This window comes from Nocardia bovistercoris (assembly GCF_015674855.1).
GTDB classification, from domain to species: domain Bacteria; phylum Actinomycetota; class Actinomycetes; order Mycobacteriales; family Mycobacteriaceae; genus Nocardia; species Nocardia bovistercoris.
This window is the reverse complement of the sequence record NZ_JADMLG010000022.1, coordinates 83807-106044: the sequence shown is the minus strand read 5'-3', so window position 1 is coordinate 106044 and position 22238 is coordinate 83807. Positions and strand designations below refer to the sequence as shown.

Below are 22238 nucleotides of genomic sequence, written 5' to 3'. Positions count from 1 at the left end.
CGTCCTGACCCGCTCACGCGCCGCCCTCGACCCCACCGAACAGGAGGACACCACCCCAGCACTGACCGCCTGACCGAACAGGGTCACGCGGCGATCACCCCGCTACACCACACATTTGGACTTGACCCTGGTTCGGCGGGGCGTGCCGTTGCGCAGAACCGACCTCCGAGCACTAGCCAACCGGCACGGGTACCGGCTTGTATCCACCGTGACCATGAGTGCTCGGCCGCTTGTGGCGTCGATGGTGATCGCGCAGCACCTCGCCGAATACGGCGCGACCGCGGTCGTGGTACCCGCCTACGAGCACGCCGAGCCTTGGCGCGTGTTCATCACAGACGCCTGCTCGCTGATAACACCCGTGCACCGCTACCCGCGCGGCCACAGATGGCCGGTGGCCGATCTCGACGTCGGACGCTTGTAAGAATGGCCGAAATCGTGCTTGTCGTTCTGGTTCTGACCCTTCTCGGGCTCACTGTGGCACTTTTTCGAGAATGATGACGAAGTACACGTTTACGTAGTCCAAGAACGCCAATTGAGGGCGACCCGCGCGGCGACCCGGTGACAAAGTACCTGGTCAGGGCCATCGCGCCAACCGCCGTTACCACACACCACCGACATATGAGCCTCCGAACGACACCGAAGCAGTGTTAAATAGGTCACACTTTTTCTAGTTGACGCTTCACCCCCGGCTGACCTGGGGTTTTGCAGATTGACATTTTGCGCCATGTGTCATGATTGCCCTACTCAGCGCAAAAGCGTTCAAAACGAACGCGATGGGAGACACAAAGACGTGGAAGCGCAACCACACACCGATACCTGGCTGACTCGAAACGAACTCGCCGAGCGCCTCAAATTGCCGCCCCGCACTCTTGCCGCGTGGGCGACGCGCGGAAAAGGTCCGCGCGGTGTCCAGATAGGACGCCACACGCGCTACTGGCTCCCGGACGTTATCGAGTGGGAGAACGCACAGCGCCAGAACAGCCGACACGCAGCCTGACATCAAATTTTCCGGCGAGCGCTCGACCTGCCCACCGGACAATCCTGAATTATTCACGTATCGCAACCGAAGAGGTTGCAGGGGTGAAAGATCATCACCACAGTGGGCGAGTCCGAACAAATTCCAGTCATCAATTGCGACCGTCACCGGTCCCACCTTCCCAGTTGCGCGAATTGTCGTGCACAGCTTGAGAGGCAAGCCGCGTTTGAGCGACAGCACGGGAGCGGGGCATATTCCGCCCTGCTGACGGCGCAGTCCATCAGCAGGGCAGAGCACGCGAACACAGGCGAGTTGCAACCGTTCCCTATAGACGGGTTGCAACCCGCTGAGGAAATCCGCAGCTCAGCAATCATTTCCGAACCGCGCACGACTGACACGCAACCGTCCGATGCGGTCCACGAAAGTCCGATCCCTGACGAGTCGATGAAGCCCCTGTATGTCGACATGGCCGCAGTGCTGAGCGGCGAAGTTCCGGCATTGATACTGCCGGAGGTATGTCGGCGCGGCGATGGAATCGGATTGTTCTACCGGGGGCAGTACAACGTCGTGTTCGGTGACCCGGAAACCGGCAAGACGCTGCTCACCGACTACGCGACGGTTCAGAAACTCGCAGCCGGGGGGCGTGTGCTGCGTCTCGACCTCGACCACAATGGGCCGCTACCGGCGGGAAGTCGGTTGATCACGATGGGAGCCCCGCGCGAGGTGGTCACTGATCAGAACCGCCTCCGATACGTCGAGCCGGAGGACGTCGCAAACCTGCTCGCGATCATCGCTGACGTAGCGGACTGGCGACCTACCCTGGTCATCATCGACAGCGTGGGCGAATTGGTTCCGATGTTCGGCGGCAACAGTAACTCCGCAGACGAGTTCACGAACTGCCATCGACGGGTAATCAAGCCGTTGGTCAGGACAGGCGCATGTGTCGTCGCGATCGACCATCTCGCCAAGGGCGAAGCATCACGTTCGTACGGTGCGGGCGGCACTATCGCCAAGAAACGAGCTGTCGGCGGTGTCGCACTTCGTGTCACAATCGACGCCGCTTTCACACCCGGCAAAGGTGGTAGCGCCCGTCTGACGATAAACAAGGACCGTCACGGGGGACTCCGAGCGAACTGTTCGGTTGGTAATCGCGAGCCCTACGCGGGAAAGTTCATCCTGTCCCCGGACGGGGATTCGCTCCGGGGAGAGATTCGCGCGCCAGATCCCTCCGTGCGCATTGAACAGGAAAATTCTGCCTCCGCAGCGGACATAGCCGCAATGGACGCGCTAAATCCCCCGCCGACTTCCGCACGAGACGCACGACCTCGCCTCGGGTGGAATGACAAGCGCACACGGACCGTATTCAAGGTGTGGGTGCGACAGAAAAACGAAAAGCGCTGGCCCACGGAATCCGCGGCCTAATAGAAGACGGTCGATAGTCACTGCGTCTTACCGTTCGACCGGCATTTGTCGGACATGTAAGGGAACCTATGTAGCGGGTTCATATCCGAATCCATCACGCACACAGGAGAACAGAGAACAGCACATGGCAAGACAGCCGCTCGCGCTCGGCACCTACGGCAGGATCAGCGCCAAGCAGCAGGCGAACGGGTCGTGGCGAGCCGCAACCCGCTTCCGCGACGACGACGGCGTGACGCGCCCCGTCCAGGCATTCGGACCGACCAGGGCACGCGCCGAGTCGCACCTGAAAGACAAGCTCGCCAACCGAAGCCACTACCGGGACAACGCGATCACCAGAGACACCACGTTGGCCGAGTTGGCGGACCTGTGGCTTGCCGAACTCGGATTCGAGGATGGAGTGTCTCAACAGACCATCGACCTGTACCGCGACGAGATCGACGTGTCCACGGACAGGCGAGCACGCAAAGGCACGATCAAAATCAAGTCCGCGATCGGCGGCGTCCGCGTGCAGGAAGCCACGACTTCACGGTTGGACCAGCACATCAAGGCCGTTGCGCTGGTCGGCAAGGAGAAGGCGAGCCGTCACCGGGTGATTCTGTCCGGGATGATGGGGCTTGCCGTCCGGCATGACGCGCTCGACCAGAACCCCGTCCGTGATGTCGCGAAGATTCGCAAGCGGCGGGACAAGCCACGCGCAGCGAACCTCGAAACCTTGAACGCGCTTCGTGCGCAACTGGAGACGTGGTTGTCCGGCAAGGCGATAGACGGCACACCCGCCTACACAAGCGGCCCCAGGCGCAGCCGAGCGATTCTCGATATCGCCGATGTGGCTCTTGCCACGGGTGCACGTCCCGGCGAAGTGCTCGCGATTCGGTGGCGCGACATCAACCTTGCCGCCACGGTTCCCGAACTCACCATCAGCGGCACGATCGTTCGTAACAGCGCGAAGGGACTGCATCGGCAGGAATGGACGAAGACCGACGCCGGGTATCGAACGGTGCGGCTCCCCCGCTTTGTGGTCGATACCCTGCTACGGCTGCAAGTCGACGCCACAGCGAACGAACTCGATCTGGTGTTCCCCGACCGCAAGGGCGGCGTCCGTGACCCGCACAACTTCCGGCGCACCTGGCGGCAAGCCCGCGGAACCGAGTTCACTTGGATCACCGGCAAGACCTTCCGCAAGACCGTCGCAACGCTGCTGTCGGACGAGTACGGCGACCAACAAGCAGCGCGCCAACTCGGCCACTCTGACGGCGGGGAGATCGTGCGCAAGCACTACGCGGACAAGCCGACCGAAGTGGCGGATTTCACGCGCGCCTTGGACCGGTTCGCGAGCTGAATCCGTGTCATTTCCGTGTCACCGGACCGAAGTCCGGCGACCGAAGACCAGCGTTCCGCTGGTCACAAGTGGAGCCTAGGGGAATCGAACCCCTAACCCCTGCCTTGCAAAGGCAGTGCTCTGCCAATTGAGCTAAGGCCCCGTGTCGCGAGAGTCAGCGGGTGGTTACCTCGTGCCAGAGGTCCGCGTCTTCACGCTTGCGCAGCTTGGTGATTCCGATGAGGACCAGGACTGCGACTCCGACCGTGAGAAGAATCTTCATACGTCCCACCCTACTGGGATCTTCGGGTGTCGAGGCGCGAGGCCCGCGTGGCCGTGTTCATCCCATTCGTCGACTTTTGTTGCCGACATAAAGTAGCCGTTCGTCTGCGACATCGTCAACACCGCTGGTCAGCGCCATTTTCAGGAGGACCCGAAAGTCTGGCAAGAAGTATTGCCAAAGATATTGACTGGATGAGACACCGATTACATACTTGTTGCACAGATGCGGCCAGGAGCCGCGTCACGGTCCGCATCGTCGTGCCGCCGCCCCAGCGCACGACCGCCTTCGACGAGGAACCCGATGACCACGTCAGCGACAATCCCGAGCCGCCACCCCGACCGCCCGCGCAAAGCTCCAGGACTCGGCCCCTTCGCGATGCTCCTCGGGATCGGGAAACCGTCCCGCGAACGCTGGGACCTGCTCGGCACCTCGCTGCTGGTCGGCGACGAACCGATGGACACCCTGGTCGAATGGATGTACGCCGAGGGCATGGCCACCACCCGCCCGCTGTTCGAGCGGGCGCTCGGCTCAGGAATCGACAGCATCCCGGACGCGCCGCGACCTCTGCGCGAGTTCTTCACCATGGTCGAGAACACCCCCGCGTGGGTGGATCAGGACCTACTTCGACACGGCGAGCGTCTGTTCCGGTCCGGCGGTTCCGACGGCCTGTATTTCGCTCGCGACGTGTCCTTCCTCGGCGGCTACCTCGCGTCCGGCTTCAACAAGACCCTGATCCGCACCGGCGCGCTGGAGAAGGGACCGGCCCGGCGCTTCGCGGAAACCTTGCAGTGGGCGATGGACGTGTCCTCCGAGAACGGCATGCGACGTTTCGGCCTCGGCTACCGCTCCACTCTGCACGTGCGACTCATCCATTCCCTGGTTCGCCGCCACGTCGCGAACATGCCGGATTGGCGCACCGACGAATGGGGTCTACCGATCAACCAAACCGATATGGCCGCAACACTTGTCGGCGCCCTGCTGGCACCCCTCGTAGGCGGCCTCGCACTCGGCATCGTCCCCTCCCGCGCCGACACCGTCGCCGCCGCCCACCTCACCCGCTACGTCGGCTGGCTGATCGGCGTCGAAGACCAGTGGCTGCCGACGAGTTTCCGCGACGGCGTCGCCATCCTGCACCACTGCCTCACCGCGATCACCAACCCCGACGACACCAGCCGCCAACTCGCCCTCCCCATGGCCGACGACCCCCTCACCTGGTCGTACCCGAATTTCCCCGCCTTCCGCGGCCGAATCGCCCGCTCCCAGCATCTCTCGGTGACCAGCGCCTTCCTCGGCCCCAAAGCCATGCGGACCCTCGGCCTGCCCGCCTACGTCCCGCCGTGGTACCCCGCCTTGCGTATCCCCCTCAACCTCACCCGCAGCGCGTACCTCCACCTCGCCCCCGGCGGCCGCGACCGCGCCGAAATCCAGGGCCGCCGCGAACAGGAAGCATTCCTGCACCGCCTCATCGGCGAAACGAGCGCCACCATCGGAGCGTCCGCCCCGAAACTCGACCGGACGAGCTGAAATTCGGCCGGATGGCGGGCGCCTCCCTCCCCTCTGTCAGGACCCATCAGGTTTCCAGCAGTTAGCCATCGTGCCGGCCCCTGGTGTGCCGTCGACAGCGAAACCCGCTGGCGCTCAAATCGATCGATGAGTGGGTACTCGTGATTCGCGACCGCATCACCTCATCCACACACGTGTAGCCGGCCAATGATCCGAATAGCCCACACCGCGACGATTTCGTGGTCCCGGCCCCGGACACACGGCGTTCCGGCCCCCGCCTTCCACCGGTGTGCCATGATTCCCGTTGCAGCACAACAAATTTACCTGCCTTCGGCCGCTCGCATCCGATCGCTTCGGCGTGGCCCGCGCGCATCGGTGTCATTCGTTCGATCGACTACCGAAGCCGAACGAGCCGATGTATGTTGAATCAAAACGAATCAAAGCGGTAGACTTCGAATCACAGACGCGAAGGAGCCCGCGATGAAACCGGTTGACCCTACCGTGGCGTATCCGCGTCGCTGTGAGCTAGCCGCGGAGTTGCGCGGGTTACGCGATCTCGCCGGCGTATCGGGACGTGTTCTCGCGCAGCGGATCGGCGTCAGCCAGTCGAAGGTTTCGCGTATCGAGAACGGAAGCACAGTGCCGTCTTTGCCGGAGGTGGAGGCCTGGAGTCGTGAACTGGGGCTACCCGACGACATCCAGCGGCGCCTCACGAGCATGACGAAGGCCGCGCACACCGAGGCGCATCCGTGGCGTACGGAACTCGCGGGAAAGGGCCACCTCCAGAACGATGTCCTGCATCAGGAATGCCAGGCGCACAAGGTGCGCGTCTTCCAGACCTCGGTGGTGCCTGGCCTGCTCCAGACACCGGACTACGCCAGGCATGTCTTCCGACTACTCCGCGTGCCGATGAGCGAGGCCGACCATGCCGCGGCGGTCGCGGCGCGCATGGACCGCCAGATCGAAATGTACGAGGACAACAGGACTTACGAATTCCTGATAACCGAAGCCGCACTGCGGTGGCGGCCCGATACCGGGAAGATGCTCGCGGTCCAACTCGACCGGATCGCGCATCTGTCCACCCTCGGCAATGTCACGGTCGGCGTGATCCCCTTGCGCGCGCGTGCGACGACGGTGCTCACCCACGGATTCGCCCTCTACACCCGCGACGATCTGCACGAGGCGACCGTGGAAACCGTGCACGCCCGCGTCGAGGTGCGCGGCCGCGAGGAAGTCGAAGCCTATGACAACCGCTGGGCCCTATTGACACAGATGGCCCTGTTCGACTCCGAAGCCGGGGACTTCCTCGGTGAACTCGCCGCAGAATACCGCGCGATGGACTGAGATATCGAGGAGACATCTGATAATGGAATGCTGACCGGCGAAAGCCGCGGCGGTGGTGCTCGCCGAGAGGGGAGGTGAGCACCACCGTGGGCGGTCAGAGAATGACGCCGAGCATCACTCGGACCAGGGCGCTGATCCACCGGATCGCACGGTTCCCGAATCCGAACTCACCGGCGACGACTCCGTATTGGAATGCATCCCATTCCGTCTGCGTGAACCACAGCACCGGGCCGCCGGGATCCTTCGAATCACGTACTCCGATCATGCCGTTCCAGCGCGTGATCTCCACGCAATCTCCGAACTCGCTGTAGCTGCTCTTCCGGAATTCGGCCGACTCATTTCCCTTGCTGATACCGGACACCTTTTTCTCCTCTGGTCGGGCAGTTGTGCACTGCTGCGGACGAGAGCAAGAAGACCCCTCTGATCAGGGCGGATCGGCGGGGTGAGAACCGGACGTCCACCGGGCGTCACCGGGTGCACCACCGGGTGCGCGACCGGGTTCACACAGACGGACGCGGTCGATAGGTCATGGAATGGAGGAATTGCCGAATGCCCGAAATACCGGCCATTGCCGAACCAGTGAGTTTTCAACTACTCGGACCGTTTCGAGCCTGGCGCGGGTCGGTCGAAATAGATCTCGGAACTCCGCGCACCCAGCGCCTACTCGTGGGACTGCTGCGCTCGGCGGGCCATCCGGTCCCCAAATCGACGGTGACCGAATGGGTGTGGGACGACCCGCCCGCCGACCCGAACGCCCGACTCGACGAGGTGGCGAAAGAGCTTCGCGCGGTCCTGACCGCGCTCGGGCTGACGCAGGCGTACGACAGCAGGAACGGAATGCGCAAGCTCAGGGTGCCGCCCGATGCCATCGACGTGCACCGGCTGGCACGGATAGCCGCCCGCTCGGAGGAAGTTCGCGGCACCGAACAACGGGATCTGTTGCTGGCCGCACTCGAACTGCGACACGGTGAACCGCTGGAAGGTCTCGCCGGGAATCTCGTCGAAGAGTATCGATCGAGTTTGGTCAAGCAGTACCGGCGACTCGAGATCCAGTTCAATCAACTGGAGGTCCGAAGTGGTCGTGGCAGCCGCCGTCTGCGTGATCTGGAACGGATATACGAACAGGATCCGACGGATACGCGCACGACCGGCCTCTATATGAGCGCACTGTACTACGACGGAAATCCGATCCAGGCGCTCGACGTATACCGAGACCATTTTCGGCATCTGAAAGAGATGAACATAGATGTCACGCAGAATATGCGAAACCTGCAGAGTCGAATACTTTCCGAAGCGGCCGACCTCGGCCCCGTCGTCGAACCCTTTATCGGCGGACCCTACCGCCCCGAGGCGGAACAGCAGGAGGAGTTCGTGCAAGAATCTCCCGCGCCCCAGCGCGAAAAATCCGAGGAGAAAGCGCTGAGGCCGCAGCAGATCGTCAGGACCAGAATGGATTCCGTCAACGTCAGCGGTGGTTACGTCAATTTCGGATTCGATCAGCGTGGGGCGGGCTAGTGACAGAAAAATCCACCGATACCGACAACGATACGGAAGACAAGGAGGCCGGAGCAGAGGAGCGCGGAAAATCCGCAGGCGGACCGGCCGGCGAGCACAGCAAGAAGCTGTGGGAAGAACAGCCGACAAGAGCCGATAAGGCGGTATACAACTACATATCTTCGGCGAATTTCGGATCCGCCAATTTCGGCTACGACAACGGCGGCGCGGGCGGCGGCAACGCTCGGGCCACCGGCCGGATCTCGGAGTCCGATCTCGCCGACCTCGATGTGGGTTTCGTCCCGCCTCCCCGGTTCGCGGAGGCAGCGAAAACACTCGACGCCGAACGGCTGATCTTTCTCACCGGAACGACCGGCCAGGGAAAGCGCACCGCCGCACTGCACCTGTTGCGCGAAGCGGTCGGCGACAACCGGATCGTGCTGCTCTCACCCCGACTGAGCGGTACGGAACTGGCGAAACGAACCTACGACGAGGGGCGGGGCTACGCGCTGATCGATCACGCGGGCGACAGCGGAACCGATGGCGGATTCAGCTGGCGGGTGGTGCGGGACAGACTCGCCGAGGTCGACGCGTGCCTGGTCGTCACCACCGCCACCGTGCCATCGGGAGTGCCCCCGGAATTCCGCGTCGGCGACTGGCTTGCCCCGGATATGAACGAGGTGCTGCGGGAACGCTTGTCGGTGGAACTGTCGGACAGCGAATTCGAGCTCCTGGACGAACCGTTGGCCGACGTCGTCCGCGTCGAGGATGTCGCAGCGCTCGCGCGACGTATCGATGACGGCGCACCGGTGTCCGAGGCTGTCCAGCATTTGGACGCGAAGGCCGCCGAGGCGGTACGCGCCTGGTTCGACAACCTCCCGAATCGTCGTCGTATCGCACAGATCACGACCATGGCGTTCACCCTCGGTGCGCCCGCGCGCACCTACGAGAGCATGCTCGGCGCCCTCGAGTTCAGGTTGGAGGAGAAGGCGCCGAACGAGGAGCCGACCGCGGAGAGCAGCGACACGATGGAGCAGGTCCGCTCGGAAATCGTCGAACCGGGAGGCCTGATCGTGCGGCGTGACATCGCCACCGACATCGGGATGCGGGACGCTTTCGATTTCGCGGTGCCCGGCTACCAGCGGCACGTGGTGCGCGCGCTGTGGGAACGCTACGACAGCCACGGCCTGTGGAATCCGGTGCGGCGCTGGCTCGATGACGCGGTCGACGCCGGGGAGCTGTCCATCGCTCTCGGTCTCGCGGCCTTGAGCGAGGTCGATATGGGCGAGGTTCTCGAGATCATCCACCCGTGGTCGATGGGTCGGCGCGGCATCAACGGCCAGAACGCCGCGATCTGGGTACTCACCGCCATGGTGTACGAGGATCGACTCGCCCCCATGGTCCTTCGTATCGCGACCGATTGGATCACCAGAGGTGATCAATATCAGCGGTCGACCGCGGCCAGGGCGTTCAGCGGACATATCGGCGTCCGGTTCCCGCACGACGCGGCGAACAGGCTGTGGCAGTTGAGCACACAGTCGCATACCGTGACCGGCGATGCCGCCAACGCGTTGCCGGAACTGTTCGCGACCCTGGTACGTGAGAACGCGAATCCGGCTTTCGCCGTGAATATGATCGTGACGCGAATAGAGAAATTCGACCGACCCGGCGCGAACAGCAGGTCACGCATGCATTCCAAATACATCGCGATGCGCATGCTGACCGCCTATGACAAGTACACGTCGCGCAGGCCGCTGGCTCAGTACATAGTCCACCACCACGACAATATGGACGGCATTGCCGACATGTGGGTGGCATCGCTCGAGAACCGGCCGTCACGCCGGGTCGCACTGTTGCTGTTCAGAATAATATTCAAAGACATAACGCAGCATGAGGACGACTACGATCGAGTCCTGCGCATATTGGCCGAGAAGTTCGGGCAACGACTTCCGGGGACCAAGTCGAAATCTTTCGCCACGGATTTCAACCGAGTGGTGTTGGACAATCCGAAGAACGCGGACAGCAAAGTCAACGTACTCATGCGCGCATTTGTTGCCGATGTTCGCAGATTTGCAGAAGGGGATATCTGATGAGTGCCGCATATCCGGTGGTGGCGCAACGGACGCTCGAACCGGTGCCGTCGAAGAAGTTCTTGGGACCCAAACGGACACGCTCGCTGGACGATATTCCACAGGGCGGTTCCAACCACCGCCTGGTCTATCGGATAGGAAATGACTACCAACTCGACAACGGCGCCTTGACCATGGACTCGGACACCGTGCTCGAGGCCACACATGTCAGCCTCGTCGATATATCCCGCGATGTGCAGGTGCCGGTGCGGATCGAGATCCCGTCGAAGGACGCGGACGCGTTCCAACTCCAGGTCACCTTCACGTGCACGGTCAACGACGCCGTGCAGGTCGTTCGCGGCGGTACCCACGATCTCGGCAGTGTGCTGAAGGCATACGTACGGAAACACCGGCGGATCTTCGAACTCGGACTCGACTACGACCTCACCGAGATCAATCTGGCCCGGAGGAAGATCAGTGCCCAGGTCACCGCGTACGCGATGGCGTCACCGCCGGTCTATCTCGGCGTGAAGACGGAGTTGGAAAGTGTCGAGGTACTGACTCCCCCGAGTGTGGGGAATTATCAGCGCACCCTCCGTGACCAAGCGGGCAGACACTACATCGACTTCGACCGGCAACATCGCAGCCAGCTCATGCGCAGCGCGGCGACGGACTACGAACAACAAGAAGAAATCCGCTCACAGCGGCATTCCTTCACACTCGACGCGAATACCAGGGACTATCAGCGCTACCAGTTCGAACAGCAGCGCGAGATCGGGAACAATCCCGTGGATGCGCTCAAGTACGCCTATGCGGCGGGCGAGGTGAGCGCGAAGGAATTCGCCGACGAAATGCTGCGACAGGAGCAGGTGGAACGCGAGTACGCCCAGCAGGAGTTGCGCCGAGCACAGGAATGGGAACAGGCGTCGCTCGAACGCGGACACGAACGCGAAGCACTCGCGGAAACTCGCCGCTGGGAAGCCGAACGGCTGGACCGCGACGAGCAGTGGAAGATCGAACACAAGCAAATCGACCTGGCCGCCGCTGAACGCGACCGAGAACATGCCGCCAAGAACGCCGAACGCGAATTCGCACGGGAAGAGCTGCGCCGCGCACGCGAACGAGACCACGCCTCGCTCGAAAGCGGACAAGAACGCGAGGCTCTCGGGGAAAAGCGCCGCTGGGAAGCCGAACGGCTGGACCGCGACGAGCAGTGGAAGATCGAACACAAACAGATCGACCTGGCTGCCGCGGAACGTCAAGAGGAAAACGCCGCCAAGAACGCCGAACGCGAATTCGCGCGCGAAGAGGTGCGCCGCGCACGCGAACGAGACCACGCCTCGCTCGAGCACGGACGCGAACGCGAAGCACTCGCGGAGACCCGGCGTTGGGAAGCCGAGCGGCTGGACCGCGCCGAACGGTGGAAGATCGAACACAAGCAGATCGACCTGGCCGCCACCGAGCGCAACCAGAAACTCGCGGTACAGATCGAGATAATCAGAAAACTCGCCGATCGCGGCGCGATAGACACGATGGCCATCGAACATCTGGTGCAGACCGCGTTGTCGAACCACCCGGAGATGTCGGACCTCGAGGAATTCACGAATATCGAAGTGGTGGATACCACCACCGAAACCGTCCGATCGGAGTCGCGAGATATGGACGACCCAGAGCTGAGGGAAGAGGATGAGCACTGAGACGGCCGCGTTACCCCTCGATTTCGACCTGGAACTCGATCTGGTACGTCCGGTCACCGCTGACCGGCCGGGCCGTGGGCGCAAGTTGCGTTCCCTCATCGGTGTCCGGGAATCACTGCTCGACTGGGTACCGGAAGAGCGGAAGCGCTACACCCTGCTCGGCGCGATCGTGCTCAATACCGCGATCATGGCGGGCTTTTCACTGATGGTCGGCCTGGCAGGCCTCGCGGGCGGCTGGTGGATTCTGCTCGCTCCCGCAGGCTTGTTCTGGGGTTACCTGATCCTGACCTTCGACAGCTGGTTGATCTCGAGCACCCACGGCGCGACCAACAGATCCAAGTGGGGAATGTTCTTTCCGCGGTTCGTCGTCTCGCTGCTGCTCGGCTTCATCATCGCGGAACCACTCGTGCTGTGGGTGTTCAAACCTTCGATCGACGTGGAGATACGCGAGGATCGCAAAGCACAGCTGGATCAGTACGAGAGCCGCCTGCGGGCATGCAGTTCGACCGACGGTTCGGTCACGGCGCCGGACAACTGCGCGGGGTTCAACCTGAATGTCGCCGACAATCCACAGGCGCTCGTCATCGAACTCACCAATGCCAAAAGCACCGAGTCGCAATCCAAGACCTCCCTCGACGCGTTGAACGCCGAACTGTCCAACTTGGAGCGGCTGGCGCGCGACGAGTGCTCCGGCACCCCGGGGCCTGGGGTCAGCGGCGACAAGGGCGAGGGCGAACTGTGCCTGAACAATCGCGCTGCCGCCGCCCGGTTCCGCACCGAGAACCATATCGATCAGCTGCGCACCGACCTGATCTCTTTGCAGCGCAAGATCGTCACCCTCACCGGGGAGGTGTCCGCCGCCCAGGAACGGTACACGGGGAATGTCACCGCGGAGATCGGCAGGAAGCTCGCCGAGAAGAAGGACAATCTCAGCAGCCGCGGCATCCTCGATGACCTGCACGCCCTGAGCAGGCTGTCCGACGAGAATTTCGAGATCAAGGTCGCCCACTGGCTGCTCGCGGCTCTGCTGATCGCAGTGGACTGTCTACCGGTTCTCGCAAAGGCTTTCGGCGGCACCACCGCTTACGACGCCATCGTCTCGCAGCGACTGGAAGCCTCCAAACAGTCCTTCAGCCGCCGCTTGAGTGTTCGCGAGTCGAGGGAAGGAGCGGACGCCGATATCGGCCGCGAGGCGATCGAGCAGGAATTGCGTGAGAACAGACGCTCGATCGCCGAGGCCGAACGCTCGGCCAACGCCCGCAGGGAAGCCGAACTCGCCGACGAAATCGACCGCTTGGCAATGCAGTTGGAAATCGACGAAGACGACGACCACCACACCGCATACCCCACAGCCACCCCCGCCTGATCCCCGCACCACAAAGACTGGGCTTCACCCTCAAAGGGCGAAGCCCAGTCACGGCGGAGAAGAACTGCCACAAACCACCCACGCAACCACAAGATCGGGGGTCCGGGGGCGAAGCCCTCCGGGTGGGGCGTGGGGGCTGCGCCCCCACAAAACACGACGAAACGAGAACGGCTCATGCCTCCATGAGCATGAGCCGCCTACGAGTGAAGTGGGCCTAGGAGGACTTGAACCTCCGACCTCTTCGTTATCAGCGAAGCGCTCTAACCGCCTGAGCTATAGGCCCGTGGTGCGCATTCGATGTCGACTATTCCGGAATTTCGACTCGAACCCGCCGAGGGAAGAGATTACCCGACACCACTGGCATCGACCAAAACGGCTGGTAGCGGGGTATTCGGGTGGGGAAAGGACGAAGGTCGGCGCCGCCGGGATGGCGGGGCCGACCTTCGTGGTCGAGCGGGGACTAGTCGGGGTCGGCCAGGGTGACCTGGATACCGCCGACGAGGTCGCAGCACTGGTTGTAGATGAAGGTGCCAACGGTGCCGAGGGCGGTGAACAGGACGACGTTGATGAGGCCGACGACGCCCGCGTAGCCGAAGACGGTGCCCGCGTCGATGAGGCCCGCGGAGCCGCTGTCCTGGGAGACCATGTCGGTGAAGGTGTTGTTCAGGCGTTCCCACACGCCCATGCCTTCGAGGACGATGTAGAGCAGGCCGACGGCGAGCATCCACACGAAGAACAGGGCGACGCTGATCACCAGGGAGATCTTCAGCGTCGACCACGGGTCGATGCGGCGGATCTGGACGGTGGCGCGCAGCGGTTCACCGGCGGCGGCCGCCGCGACCGCGACGGGGACCGCGGGCGAGATGGGTGGCGGCGCGGTGTGGCCGATGTGGTCGCCGGGCGGCAGCGGGTGCCTGATGTCGGACAGGTCGGGCATGTCCTTGATCAGTTCGGGGCGCGCGATGCTGCGGGTTGGGCCGTCGATGCCGACGGATTTCACCATCGCCGCTTCTTTGCGCGCCGCTTTGGCCGCCAGGTCGGCGGTGGTGCGCGCGTTGGTGACACCGCCGTTGAGCCCGACCGCGCCCGCGGGCCTGCCGGTGACCGGCGCCTGACCGGGTCGGTACAGGTTGGACTGCGGCTCCCGCTGCGGCAGCTGCGACCACCCGTCCTGGAATTGCGGGCCGCCCTGCGGCGGCTTGTCGCCGCTTTCGGGCGGTTTGGGCGGTTCGCCCTGGTTATTGCTCATCCGCACGGTGGCCTGGTCGAAGTTCTCCGGCGCGCCCTTGGGCTGCTCCGGCGGCTTCGACCCGAATTCGCCCTGTTTGCCCGTGGATTCGTGCGGCTGGCCAACTTGGGGCGCGGAGCCATGCGGCGCCTGGTTTCCCGTCCCCGGCTGCCCGTTGTCCGCCGAGGAGACCGGCCTTGGGATCGGCCGCGGCGGAATCGGGGACGGTGCGATCCGTTCGGTCACGCCGTTCGTGTGCTGCCGCTCGTCATTCGGCTGATTCGGAGTGGTCAATGGGAATCCTCAGATCCGTTCTTTGCCGCCGCTGGTGGGTTACTGCTCGGGGGAACCGGTGTCGTCATCGCCGCCGAGCTCGGGCTCGTCGGCGTTGCGCGCGATCGCAAGCAAGGTATCGCCATCGGCCAGGTTCATCAATCGCACGCCCTTGGTTTGACGTCCGGCCTTGCGAACTTGCCGCGCCGCCGTACGGATGACGCCGCCGCCGGATGTGATCGCGTAGAGCTCGTCGTCGTCATCGACGATCAACGCACCGACCAGGGTGCCACGCTTGGCGTCGAACTGGATAGTCAGTACGCCTTTACCGCCGCGTCCCTGCGCCGTGTACTCCTCGATCGCGGTGCGCTTGGAATAGCCGCCCGAGGTCGCCACCAGCAGGTAGGTGTCGGGACGCACCACGTTGAGCGAGAGCAGTTCGTCGTCGGCGTTGAACCGCATGCCCTGCACACCGGAGGTGGCGCGGCCCATCGGACGCAGCGCCTCGTCGGTGGCCGAGAATCGGATCGACTGACCCTGCGCGGAGACGAGCAGCAGATCGTCCTCGGCCGAGCAGAGCACCGCGCCGACCAGTTCGTCCTCGTCGCGCAGGTTCACCGCGACGATGCCGCCGCTGCGGTTGGAGTCGAAATCGGTGAGCTTCGACTTCTTCACCAGGCCGTTCTTGGTGGCGAGCACCAGGTAGGGCGCGTCGTCGTAGGACTTGATCTGGATGATCTGCGCGATCCGCTCGTCGGGCTGGAAGGCGAGCAGGTTGGCCACGTGCTGACCGCGCGCGGTGCGGTTGGCCTCGGGCAGCTCGTACGCCTTGGCGCGGTAGACGCGGCCCTTGTTGGTGAAGAACAGCAGCCAGTCGTGAGTCGAGCTGACGAAGAAGTGCTTGACGATGTCGTCCTGTTTGAGACCCGCGCCCTGCACGCCCTTGCCGCCGCGCTTCTGTGAGCGGTACAGGTCGGTCTTGGTGCGCTTGGCGTAACCGGTCTCGGTGATGGTGACCACCACGTCCTCGCGGGCGATCAGGTCCTCGTCGGCCACGTCGCCGTCGGCGGCGATGATCCTGGTGCGCCGGTCGTCGCCGTACTTCTCGACGATCTCGGCCAGTTCGTCGCGCACGATCGCGCGCTGGCGCTCCGGCTTCTCCAGGATGTCCTTGAGGTCGGCGATCTCGGCCTCGATCTTGGCGAGTTCGTCGACGATCTTCTGCCGCTCCAACGCCGAGAGGCGGCGCAGCTGCATGTCGAGGATCGCGGTGGCCTGGATCTCGTCGATGTCGAGCAGCTGCATGAGGCCGGTGCGCGCGGTGTCGGTGTTGGCCGAACGCCGGATCAGGGCGATGACCTCGTCCAGCGCGTCGAGCGCCTTGACCAGGCCGCGCAGGATGTGGGCGCGTTCCTCGGCCTTGCGCAGCAGGTACCTGGTGCGCCGGACGATCACGTCCAACTGGTGTGCGACGTAGAGCCGGATCATCTGATCCAGGCGCAGCGTGCGCGGCACACCGTCCACGATGGACAGCATGTTCGCGCCGAAACTGGTCTGCAGCTGGGTGTGCTTGTAGAGGTTGTTCAGCACCACCTTGGCGACGGCGTCGCGTTTGACCGTCACCACGATCCGCATGCCCGCGCGGTCGGAGGATTCGTCGTGGATATCGGAGATACCCGCGATCTTGCCGTCCTTGACCTGCTCGGCGATCGAGTTGATGAAGTTGTCGGTGTTGACCTGGTAGGGCAGTTCGGTGATGACGATCGTGGTACGACCGCGACTGTCCTCCTCGATCTCGACCACGCCGCGCATCCGGATCGAACCGCGCCCCGTCGTGTACGCGTCGTGGATGCCCTGCCCACCGACGATCAGCCCGTGCGTCGGGAAGTCCGGGCCCTTGACCCGCTCCATGCATGCCGCGAGCGTGGACTCCTCGTCGGCGTCGTGGTTGTCCAGCGCCCAGTAGATCGCCTCGGCGAGTTCACGCAGGTTGTGCGGCGGGATATTGGTGGCCATGCCGACCGCGATGCCGTTGGACCCGTTCATCAACAGGTTCGGCACCCGGCTGGGGAGAACCACCGGCTCCTGGGAGCGGCCGTCGTAGTTCGGCGTGAAATCGACCGTCTCGTGATCGATCTCGCGCAGCAGTTCCATCGCCAGCGGCGTCAGGCGGCATTCGGTGTAGCGCATGGCGGCGGCGCCGTCGTTGCCGCGGGAACCGAAGTTGCCCTGCCCGTCCACCAGCGGGTAGCGCAGCGACCACGGCTGCGCCATGCGCACGAGGGTGTCGTAGATCGACGCGTCGCCGTGCGGATGGTAGTTACCCATCGTCTCGGCGACCGGGCGCGCGGCCTTCACGTAACCGCGGTCGGGCCGGTAGCCGTTGTCGTACATCGCGTAGAGCACGCGCCGGTGCACCGGCTTGAGGCCGTCGCGCACATCGGGCAGCGCACGGCCGACGATCACGCTCATCGCGTAATCGATGTAGCTGCTCTGCATCTCGTTCTGGATGTCGACCGGTTCGATCCGGTCGCCCGCGCCGCCGTTCGGAGGCAGCGTTGTCTCGGTCATGGGGGTCTCCTTAAATGGCCTGGCGTGACGTGGACTGCGTGCGCACGCCGGCTACACGTCGAGGAAGCGAACGTCCTTGGCATTGCGGGTGATGAAGCTGCGACGCGCCTCGACGTCCTCGCCCATCAGCACGGAGAACAGCTCGTCGGCGGCGGCCGCGTCGTCCAGCGTCACCTGACGAAGCACCCGCACCGACGGATCCATGGTGGTCTCCCACAGTTCCTTGGCGTTCATCTCACCCAGACCCTTGTACCGCTGGACGCCGTCCTCCTTGTTGATCTTCTTGCCCGCGGCGAGACCGGCCTCGAGCAGACCGTCGCGTTCGCGATCGGAGTAGGCGAACTCGGGATCGGTGCGCATCCACTTCAGCTTGTACAACGGCGGCTGCGCGAGGTAGACGTGCCTGTCCTCGATCAACGGCCGCATGAAACGGAACAGCAGGGTCAGCAGCAGGGTCGAGATGTGCTGGCCGTCGACGTCGGCGTCGGCCATCAGCACGATCTTGTGATAGCGCAGCTTGGCGATGTCGAACTCGTCGTGGATGCCGGTGCCGAAGGCCGTGATGATCGACTGGACCTCGTTGTTCTTCAGCACGCGGTCGATGCGCGCCTTCTCGACGTTGATGATCTTGCCGCGCAGCGGGAGGATCGCCTGATACATCGAGTCGCGGCCGGATTTCGCCGAGCCACCCGCCGAGTCGCCCTCAACGATGTAGATCTCGGACTTGGCCGGATCCTTGGACCGGCAGTCGGCGAGCTTGCCGGGCAGGCCGCCGAGATCGGTCGCGGACTTGCGGCGCACCAGTTCGCGCGCCTTACGCGCGGCCACCCGCGCCTGCGCCGAGGACACCGCCTTGTTCACGATGGTCTTCGCGTCGGCCGGATTGGCCTCGAACCAGTGCGTCAGGTGCTCGTTGCAGGTCTTCTGGACGAACGACTTGACCTCGGTGTTGCCCAGCTTGGTCTTGGTCTGACCCTCGAACTGCGGCTCGCCGACCTTGACGCTCACGATGGCGGCCAGCCCCTCGCGGATGTCGTCGCCGGTGAGGTTGCCGTCCTTGTCCTTGATGAGCTTCTTGTCCTTGGCGTACTTGTTGACCACCGTGGTCAGCGCCGCGCGGAAGCCCTCCTCGTGCGTGCCGCCCTCGTGGGTGTTGATGGTGTTGGCGAAGGTGTGCACGGATTCCGAATAGCCGGAATTCCACTGCATGGCGACCTCGAGCTCGTGCCCGGTGCCCTTGCCAGTGAACCCGACCACGGAATTGTGGATCGGCTGCTTGGTCCGGTTGATGTGGCGGACGAACTCCTCCAGACCGCCCGGGTAGTGGTAGGTCCTGGTCTTGACCTTGTGCTCGGCCTGCTCGGCGGGCGCGTCGGCGTGCTTGGGCGCCTCGGCGGTCTCGCTGACCACCTCGTCGGTGACCTCGGACCGGCTGACCCGCTCGTCGGTGAGTTTGATGGTGAGTCCCTTGTTCAGGAACGCCATCTCTTGTAGGCGGCGCGAAACCGTCTCGAAGTTGTAGACGGTGGTCTCGAAGACGTCCGGGTCGGCCCAGAACCGGATGGTGGTACCGGTCCGGTCGGTGGCCTCGCCCTGGATCAGCTTGCCCGGCTTCGCGTCCTTGTACTGCTGGGTCCAGTGGTAGCCGTCGTGGTCGATCTCGGCTTCCAGGGTCGTGGACAGCGCGTTGACCACGGAGATGCCGACACCGTGCAGACCGCCGGACACCGCGTAGGAGTCGGAGTCGAACTTGCCGCCCGCGTGCAGCTGGGTCATGACGACCTCGATGGTCGGCACGCCCTGGGCGTGCATCCCCGTGGGAATGCCGCGACCGTCGTCTACGACCTCGACGCCGCCGTCGGCGAGCAGGGTGACCTCGACCTTGGTGGCGTATCCCGCCATCGCCTCGTCGACGGAGTTGTCGACCACTTCCCAGATCAGATGATGCAGGCCGCGCTCACCGGTGGAACCGATGTACATGCCGGGGCGCTTGCGAACCGCTTCGAGCCCTTCGAGGACCGTGATGGAGGAAGCACCGTAGTCCTGCTTACCGGATGTCGCTTTGGTCGAGCCCGATTCGTTGGAGTCCTTGGCAGCCACTGGTCGGTAGCTCTCCTTACTTGCTGATCCCGGCGCGGCGAAGGGACGAGCACAGGTGGAGCCCGAGATTCCGATGTGAGAAAAACAGGGATCCACGCGCGTGCTGTGCCGACGCGCCGAAGGTTCGCCGCTAGTTACTCCACCATCCTACTGGTAAGGCCGAATCACAATGCACCTACGACACCCCTGACGGCTCCGTGGCTGCGAGAAATCGACCGGCGACGAGTCCGGTCAGCCGGAACGAGGTTTGATCAACGCCTCCGAGCCCTCAGGCCGCACTAGCCGAGCCGAGGCGACCCCGGGCCGCCGTTCCACGTGAAACCGCACCGAACCTTCTGTCGGACACCGCGGAACCGCGCGGCTCAGCCGTACGTATCCCGTGGTCCGCGCCCTTTGATGTGCCGCTCCCCCTTGCGCCAACTCGGCGCGGCGGGTCCGGTGATCTTGAGCGAGGTCACCACGCCATGGCCGACCGCCGCGTTGATCTTCGCGAGGATCTGCTTCTGCAACATGCGCAACTGGGTGGCCCAGGCGGTGGACTCGGCCGCGATGCTCAGCACGCCGTTGGCGAGGGCGACCGGCGTGGCGTGCGAGGCGATGTCCTCGCCGACGACGACGGCCCAGCGCCCGAAGACCATCCCCTCGGCGACCTTGCCCGACCATCCGCGATTCTTCGCGATCGCGCCCGCCAGGCTGAACAACAACTGGGGATCGCGATCGTCGGGTCGCGCACCCGACCATCCGGTGCGCCTGCGGGCGCCGGTCCGCAGCCGTCGCGGCGACGCGCGGCCCTGCCCGACCGATTTACCGCTCGCCTTGGCGGCCGCGCGAGCCTCTTCCAGGGCGCGGCGGGCCAGATCGATGCCGCGCAGTTCCGGTTCCGCGCCGGGGCGCCCCGACTCCGCTGATCCCACAGCCCGCTCCGACTGATCGGTCATCGTTCGCTCCGTTCGCCCACACCTGGGAGTTGCCCCCAGTTCCACCCGGTTATCCACAGGCGCTCGCCGGTCACGAATCACCGAAATCCGAGGTGACGCATTCGCCGAACTTACTCTATCGAACATACGTTCGAGCCGGTCACCGGTGGAATTCGGCACACCGCCCGATGCGCCCGCCGTGCTACTCGACCTCGCGCGATCCAAGACGCGAACCGAGTTATCCACAGCGGCTGTGGATAACCGGATACGGTCGAACACCGGGCCGACTTTACGGGACCGGGCCGACAGAATCGGGCCCGCGACCCGCGCGTCGTGGTGGCCGATGTGTGTCGTCGACGTCTGCGCGGCGGCGAATTCCGCGATTCGGGCACTAGATGCTGTGGGTGGCGCGCAATCCATCCCCAGATGTGGATAACTCCGGTGATTTCTGTGCATAGATTCGCACATGTCACTCCGACAGGCCCGCCGGGCCGAATTCGGCGATGCGGGAGACGCGATGGGCCGGGTCGCCCGACATCTCCACGGGTATCGGCGTCGCATCCAACTCCGCGGGCACATCCTCGGGCACGGCGGCGGTTATCAACACCTGTTCGGCCGTCGCCGCCACCTCGGCCAGCGCGCGCCTGCGGCGCCGATCCAGTTCGGCGAACACATCGTCGAGCAGCAGCACCGGTTCGGCGCCGGTCGTGCGCAGCAGTTCGAACGCGCCGAGGCGCAGCGCGAGAGCGAAGGACCAGGACTCACCGTGACTGGCGAAACCCTTCGCGGGCGCGTCCCCGAGGATCAGCTCCAGATCGTCGCGGTGCGGGCCGACCAGACAGACCCCGCGTTCGAGTTCCCTCGGCCTCGCGGCCCCCAACTCGGCCAACACGATCGCCCCCAGGTCCGCCGCGTCGCCCTCGCCCGGTTCGCGCGCCGGGTCGAGGAACTCCGGCGGCAGATACGAACTGCGGTAACCGATCGCGGCGGGCCTCGATTCCGGCGCTATCGACCGATACGCCTGTGCCAGATGGGGATACAGGTCGTGGACCAGGCGCAGGCGCTGGGCCAACAGCACGGCCGCGTGTTCGGCGAGATGGCCGTCCCACACGTCCAGCGTGCTCAGGTCACCCGACGACCTCGCTTGTCGCCCAGCGGTTTTCAACAGGGCCGAACGCTGCTTGAGCACCCGGTCGTAGTCCGCGCGCACGGCCGCGAGTCTGGGTAATCGGGCTGTGCACAACTCGTCGAGGAACCGTCGACGTTCGCCGGGATCGCCGCGCACCAGCGCCAGGTCCTCCGGCGCGAACAGCACCGTGTGCAGAATCCCCAGGATGTCGCGCGGCCGCCGGGCAGGAGACCTGTTGATCTGCGCGCGATTGGCGCTGCCCTGGTTGAGTTCCAGATCCACGCGCAGTTCACGACCGGTGTTCACGACCGTTGCGCCGATCCGCGCGCGCTCGGCGCCCATCCTGATCAGCGGAGCGTCGGCGGATACCCGGTGGGAGCCGAGTGTGGACAGATAGCCCGCGGCCTCCAGCAGATTGGTCTTGCCGTTGCCGTTCGCCCCCAGGAAAACCGTTCGCCCTGTGGATAACTCGAATTCAGCCTGCTCCCACGAGCGGAAGTCGCGCAGCGACAGCGCACGAATGAACACGCGCGCCTACCCGATCGCGG

At 64.3% G+C, this 22238-nt stretch carries 16 protein-coding genes and 2 tRNA genes; 10 read left to right on the top strand and 8 right to left on the bottom strand.

The window, feature by feature from the left end:
• The first annotated feature begins 214 nt into the window (after nt 1-214).
• The 4 genes from IT779_RS33865 (at nt 215) to IT779_RS33850 (ending at nt 3737) form a co-directional block, all read left to right on the top strand.
• Complete coding sequence (locus IT779_RS33865; protein WP_232542355.1) at nt 215-421, top strand: hypothetical protein; 207 nt, start codon at nt 215-217, stop codon at nt 419-421.
• Between the two features lie 303 nt (nt 422-724).
• Nucleotides 725-997, top strand: coding sequence for a helix-turn-helix transcriptional regulator (locus tag IT779_RS38975; RefSeq protein WP_332839081.1), 273 nt, complete (start codon nt 725-727; stop codon nt 995-997).
• A 102-nt stretch (nt 998-1099) separates the two neighbouring features.
• Nucleotides 1100-2398 (top strand): AAA family ATPase, encoded by a 1299-nt coding sequence (locus tag IT779_RS33855; protein ID WP_408637818.1) that lies wholly within the window; start codon nt 1100-1102, stop codon nt 2396-2398.
• Nucleotides 2399-2627: 229 nt separating this feature from the next.
• Entirely contained in the window at nt 2628-3737 is a 1110-nt protein-coding gene (locus IT779_RS33850) for a tyrosine-type recombinase/integrase (RefSeq protein WP_196153550.1), read from the top strand.
• A 69-nt stretch (nt 3738-3806) separates the two neighbouring features.
• Here the strand turns inward: IT779_RS33850 and IT779_RS33845 are convergent.
• Nucleotides 3807-3879: transfer RNA gene (locus tag IT779_RS33845), tRNA-Ala, on the bottom strand.
• Nucleotides 3880-4299: 420 nt separating this feature from the next.
• On the opposite strand from IT779_RS33845, the gene IT779_RS33840 reads away from it, so the two are divergent.
• Together IT779_RS33840 and IT779_RS33835 are read left to right on the top strand one after the other, a co-directional pair.
• The gene (locus IT779_RS33840) at nt 4300-5523 is read left to right on the top strand and encodes an oxygenase MpaB family protein (RefSeq protein WP_196153549.1); all 1224 of its coding nucleotides are present in this window, start codon (nt 4300-4302) and stop codon (nt 5521-5523) included.
• Between the two features lie 459 nt (nt 5524-5982).
• Nucleotides 5983-6846, top strand: a complete 864-nt coding sequence (locus tag IT779_RS33835; RefSeq protein WP_196153548.1) for a helix-turn-helix domain-containing protein — start codon at nt 5983-5985, stop codon at nt 6844-6846.
• A gap of 94 nt (nt 6847-6940) precedes the next feature.
• Here the strand turns inward: IT779_RS33835 and IT779_RS38970 are convergent, their stop codons facing one another.
• Complete coding sequence (locus IT779_RS38970) at nt 6941-7207, bottom strand: DUF397 domain-containing protein (protein ID WP_332839080.1); 267 nt, start codon at nt 7205-7207, stop codon at nt 6941-6943.
• 362 nt (nt 7208-7569) lie between these two features.
• Here IT779_RS38970 and IT779_RS33825 point away from each other — a divergent pair, with 362 nt between their 5' ends.
• The 4 genes from IT779_RS33825 to IT779_RS33810 are packed head-to-tail and all read left to right on the top strand — an operon-like array spanning nt 7570 to nt 13472.
• Nucleotides 7570-8361 (top strand): AfsR/SARP family transcriptional regulator, encoded by a 792-nt coding sequence (locus tag IT779_RS33825; RefSeq protein ID WP_196153547.1) that lies wholly within the window; start codon nt 7570-7572, stop codon nt 8359-8361.
• Complete coding sequence (locus IT779_RS33820; RefSeq protein WP_196153546.1) at nt 8361-10430, top strand: hypothetical protein; 2070 nt, start codon at nt 8361-8363, stop codon at nt 10428-10430. Before IT779_RS33825 ends, IT779_RS33820 begins: the two co-directional genes overlap by 1 nt.
• Entirely contained in the window at nt 10430-12106 is a 1677-nt protein-coding gene (locus IT779_RS33815; protein WP_196153545.1) for a hypothetical protein, read from the top strand. The genes IT779_RS33820 and IT779_RS33815 overlap by 1 nt, the downstream gene beginning before the upstream one ends.
• The gene (locus IT779_RS33810; protein ID WP_196153544.1) at nt 12096-13472 is read left to right on the top strand and encodes a DUF4407 domain-containing protein; all 1377 of its coding nucleotides are present in this window, start codon (nt 12096-12098) and stop codon (nt 13470-13472) included. The genes IT779_RS33815 and IT779_RS33810 overlap by 11 nt, the downstream gene beginning before the upstream one ends.
• Before the next feature lie 209 nt (nt 13473-13681).
• Here IT779_RS33810 and IT779_RS33805 read toward each other — a convergent pair.
• The 6 genes from IT779_RS33805 to recF all read right to left on the bottom strand — a co-directional run bounded on the left by IT779_RS33805 (nt 13682) and on the right by recF (nt 22218).
• Nucleotides 13682-13755, bottom strand: a tRNA-Ile gene (locus IT779_RS33805).
• Between the two features lie 177 nt (nt 13756-13932).
• Entirely contained in the window at nt 13933-14994 is a 1062-nt protein-coding gene (locus IT779_RS33800; protein ID WP_196153543.1) for a DUF3566 domain-containing protein, read from the bottom strand.
• A gap of 39 nt (nt 14995-15033) precedes the next feature.
• A complete protein-coding gene (gene gyrA, locus IT779_RS33795; RefSeq protein ID WP_196153542.1) occupies nt 15034-17544 on the bottom strand; it encodes a DNA gyrase subunit A in 2511 nt (836 codons plus the stop codon).
• 51 nt (nt 17545-17595) lie between these two features.
• A complete protein-coding gene (gene gyrB, locus IT779_RS33790) occupies nt 17596-19644 on the bottom strand; it encodes a DNA topoisomerase (ATP-hydrolyzing) subunit B (RefSeq protein ID WP_196153541.1) in 2049 nt (682 codons plus the stop codon).
• A 362-nt stretch (nt 19645-20006) separates the two neighbouring features.
• Nucleotides 20007-20582, bottom strand: coding sequence for a DUF721 family protein (locus tag IT779_RS33785; RefSeq protein WP_196153540.1), 576 nt, complete (start codon nt 20580-20582; stop codon nt 20007-20009).
• A 448-nt stretch (nt 20583-21030) separates the two neighbouring features.
• The gene (gene recF, locus IT779_RS33780; RefSeq protein WP_196153539.1) at nt 21031-22218 is read right to left on the bottom strand and encodes a DNA replication/repair protein RecF; all 1188 of its coding nucleotides are present in this window, start codon (nt 22216-22218) and stop codon (nt 21031-21033) included.
• Nucleotides 22219-22238: the final 20 nt, after the last annotated feature.

Bases quoted from the DNA above. Each gene is read 5' to 3' on its own strand.
- IT779_RS33865 (WP_232542355.1), top strand. From the start codon at position 215: ATGAGTGCTCGGCCGCTTGTGGCGTCGATGGTGATCGCGCAGCACCTC.
- IT779_RS38975 (WP_332839081.1), top strand. From the start codon at position 725: ATGTGTCATGATTGCCCTACTCAGCGCAAAAGCGTTCAAAACGAACGC.
- IT779_RS33840 (WP_196153549.1), top strand. From the start codon at position 4,300: ATGACCACGTCAGCGACAATCCCGAGCCGCCACCCCGACCGCCCGCGC.
- IT779_RS33835 (WP_196153548.1), top strand. From the start codon at position 5,983: ATGAAACCGGTTGACCCTACCGTGGCGTATCCGCGTCGCTGTGAGCTA.
- IT779_RS33815 (WP_196153545.1), top strand. From the start codon at position 10,430: ATGAGTGCCGCATATCCGGTGGTGGCGCAACGGACGCTCGAACCGGTG.
- IT779_RS33810 (WP_196153544.1), top strand. From the start codon at position 12,096: ATGAGCACTGAGACGGCCGCGTTACCCCTCGATTTCGACCTGGAACTC.
- gyrA (WP_196153542.1), bottom strand. From the start codon at position 17,544: ATGACCGAGACAACGCTGCCTCCGAACGGCGGCGCGGGCGACCGGATC.
- IT779_RS33785 (WP_196153540.1), bottom strand. From the start codon at position 20,582: ATGACCGATCAGTCGGAGCGGGCTGTGGGATCAGCGGAGTCGGGGCGC.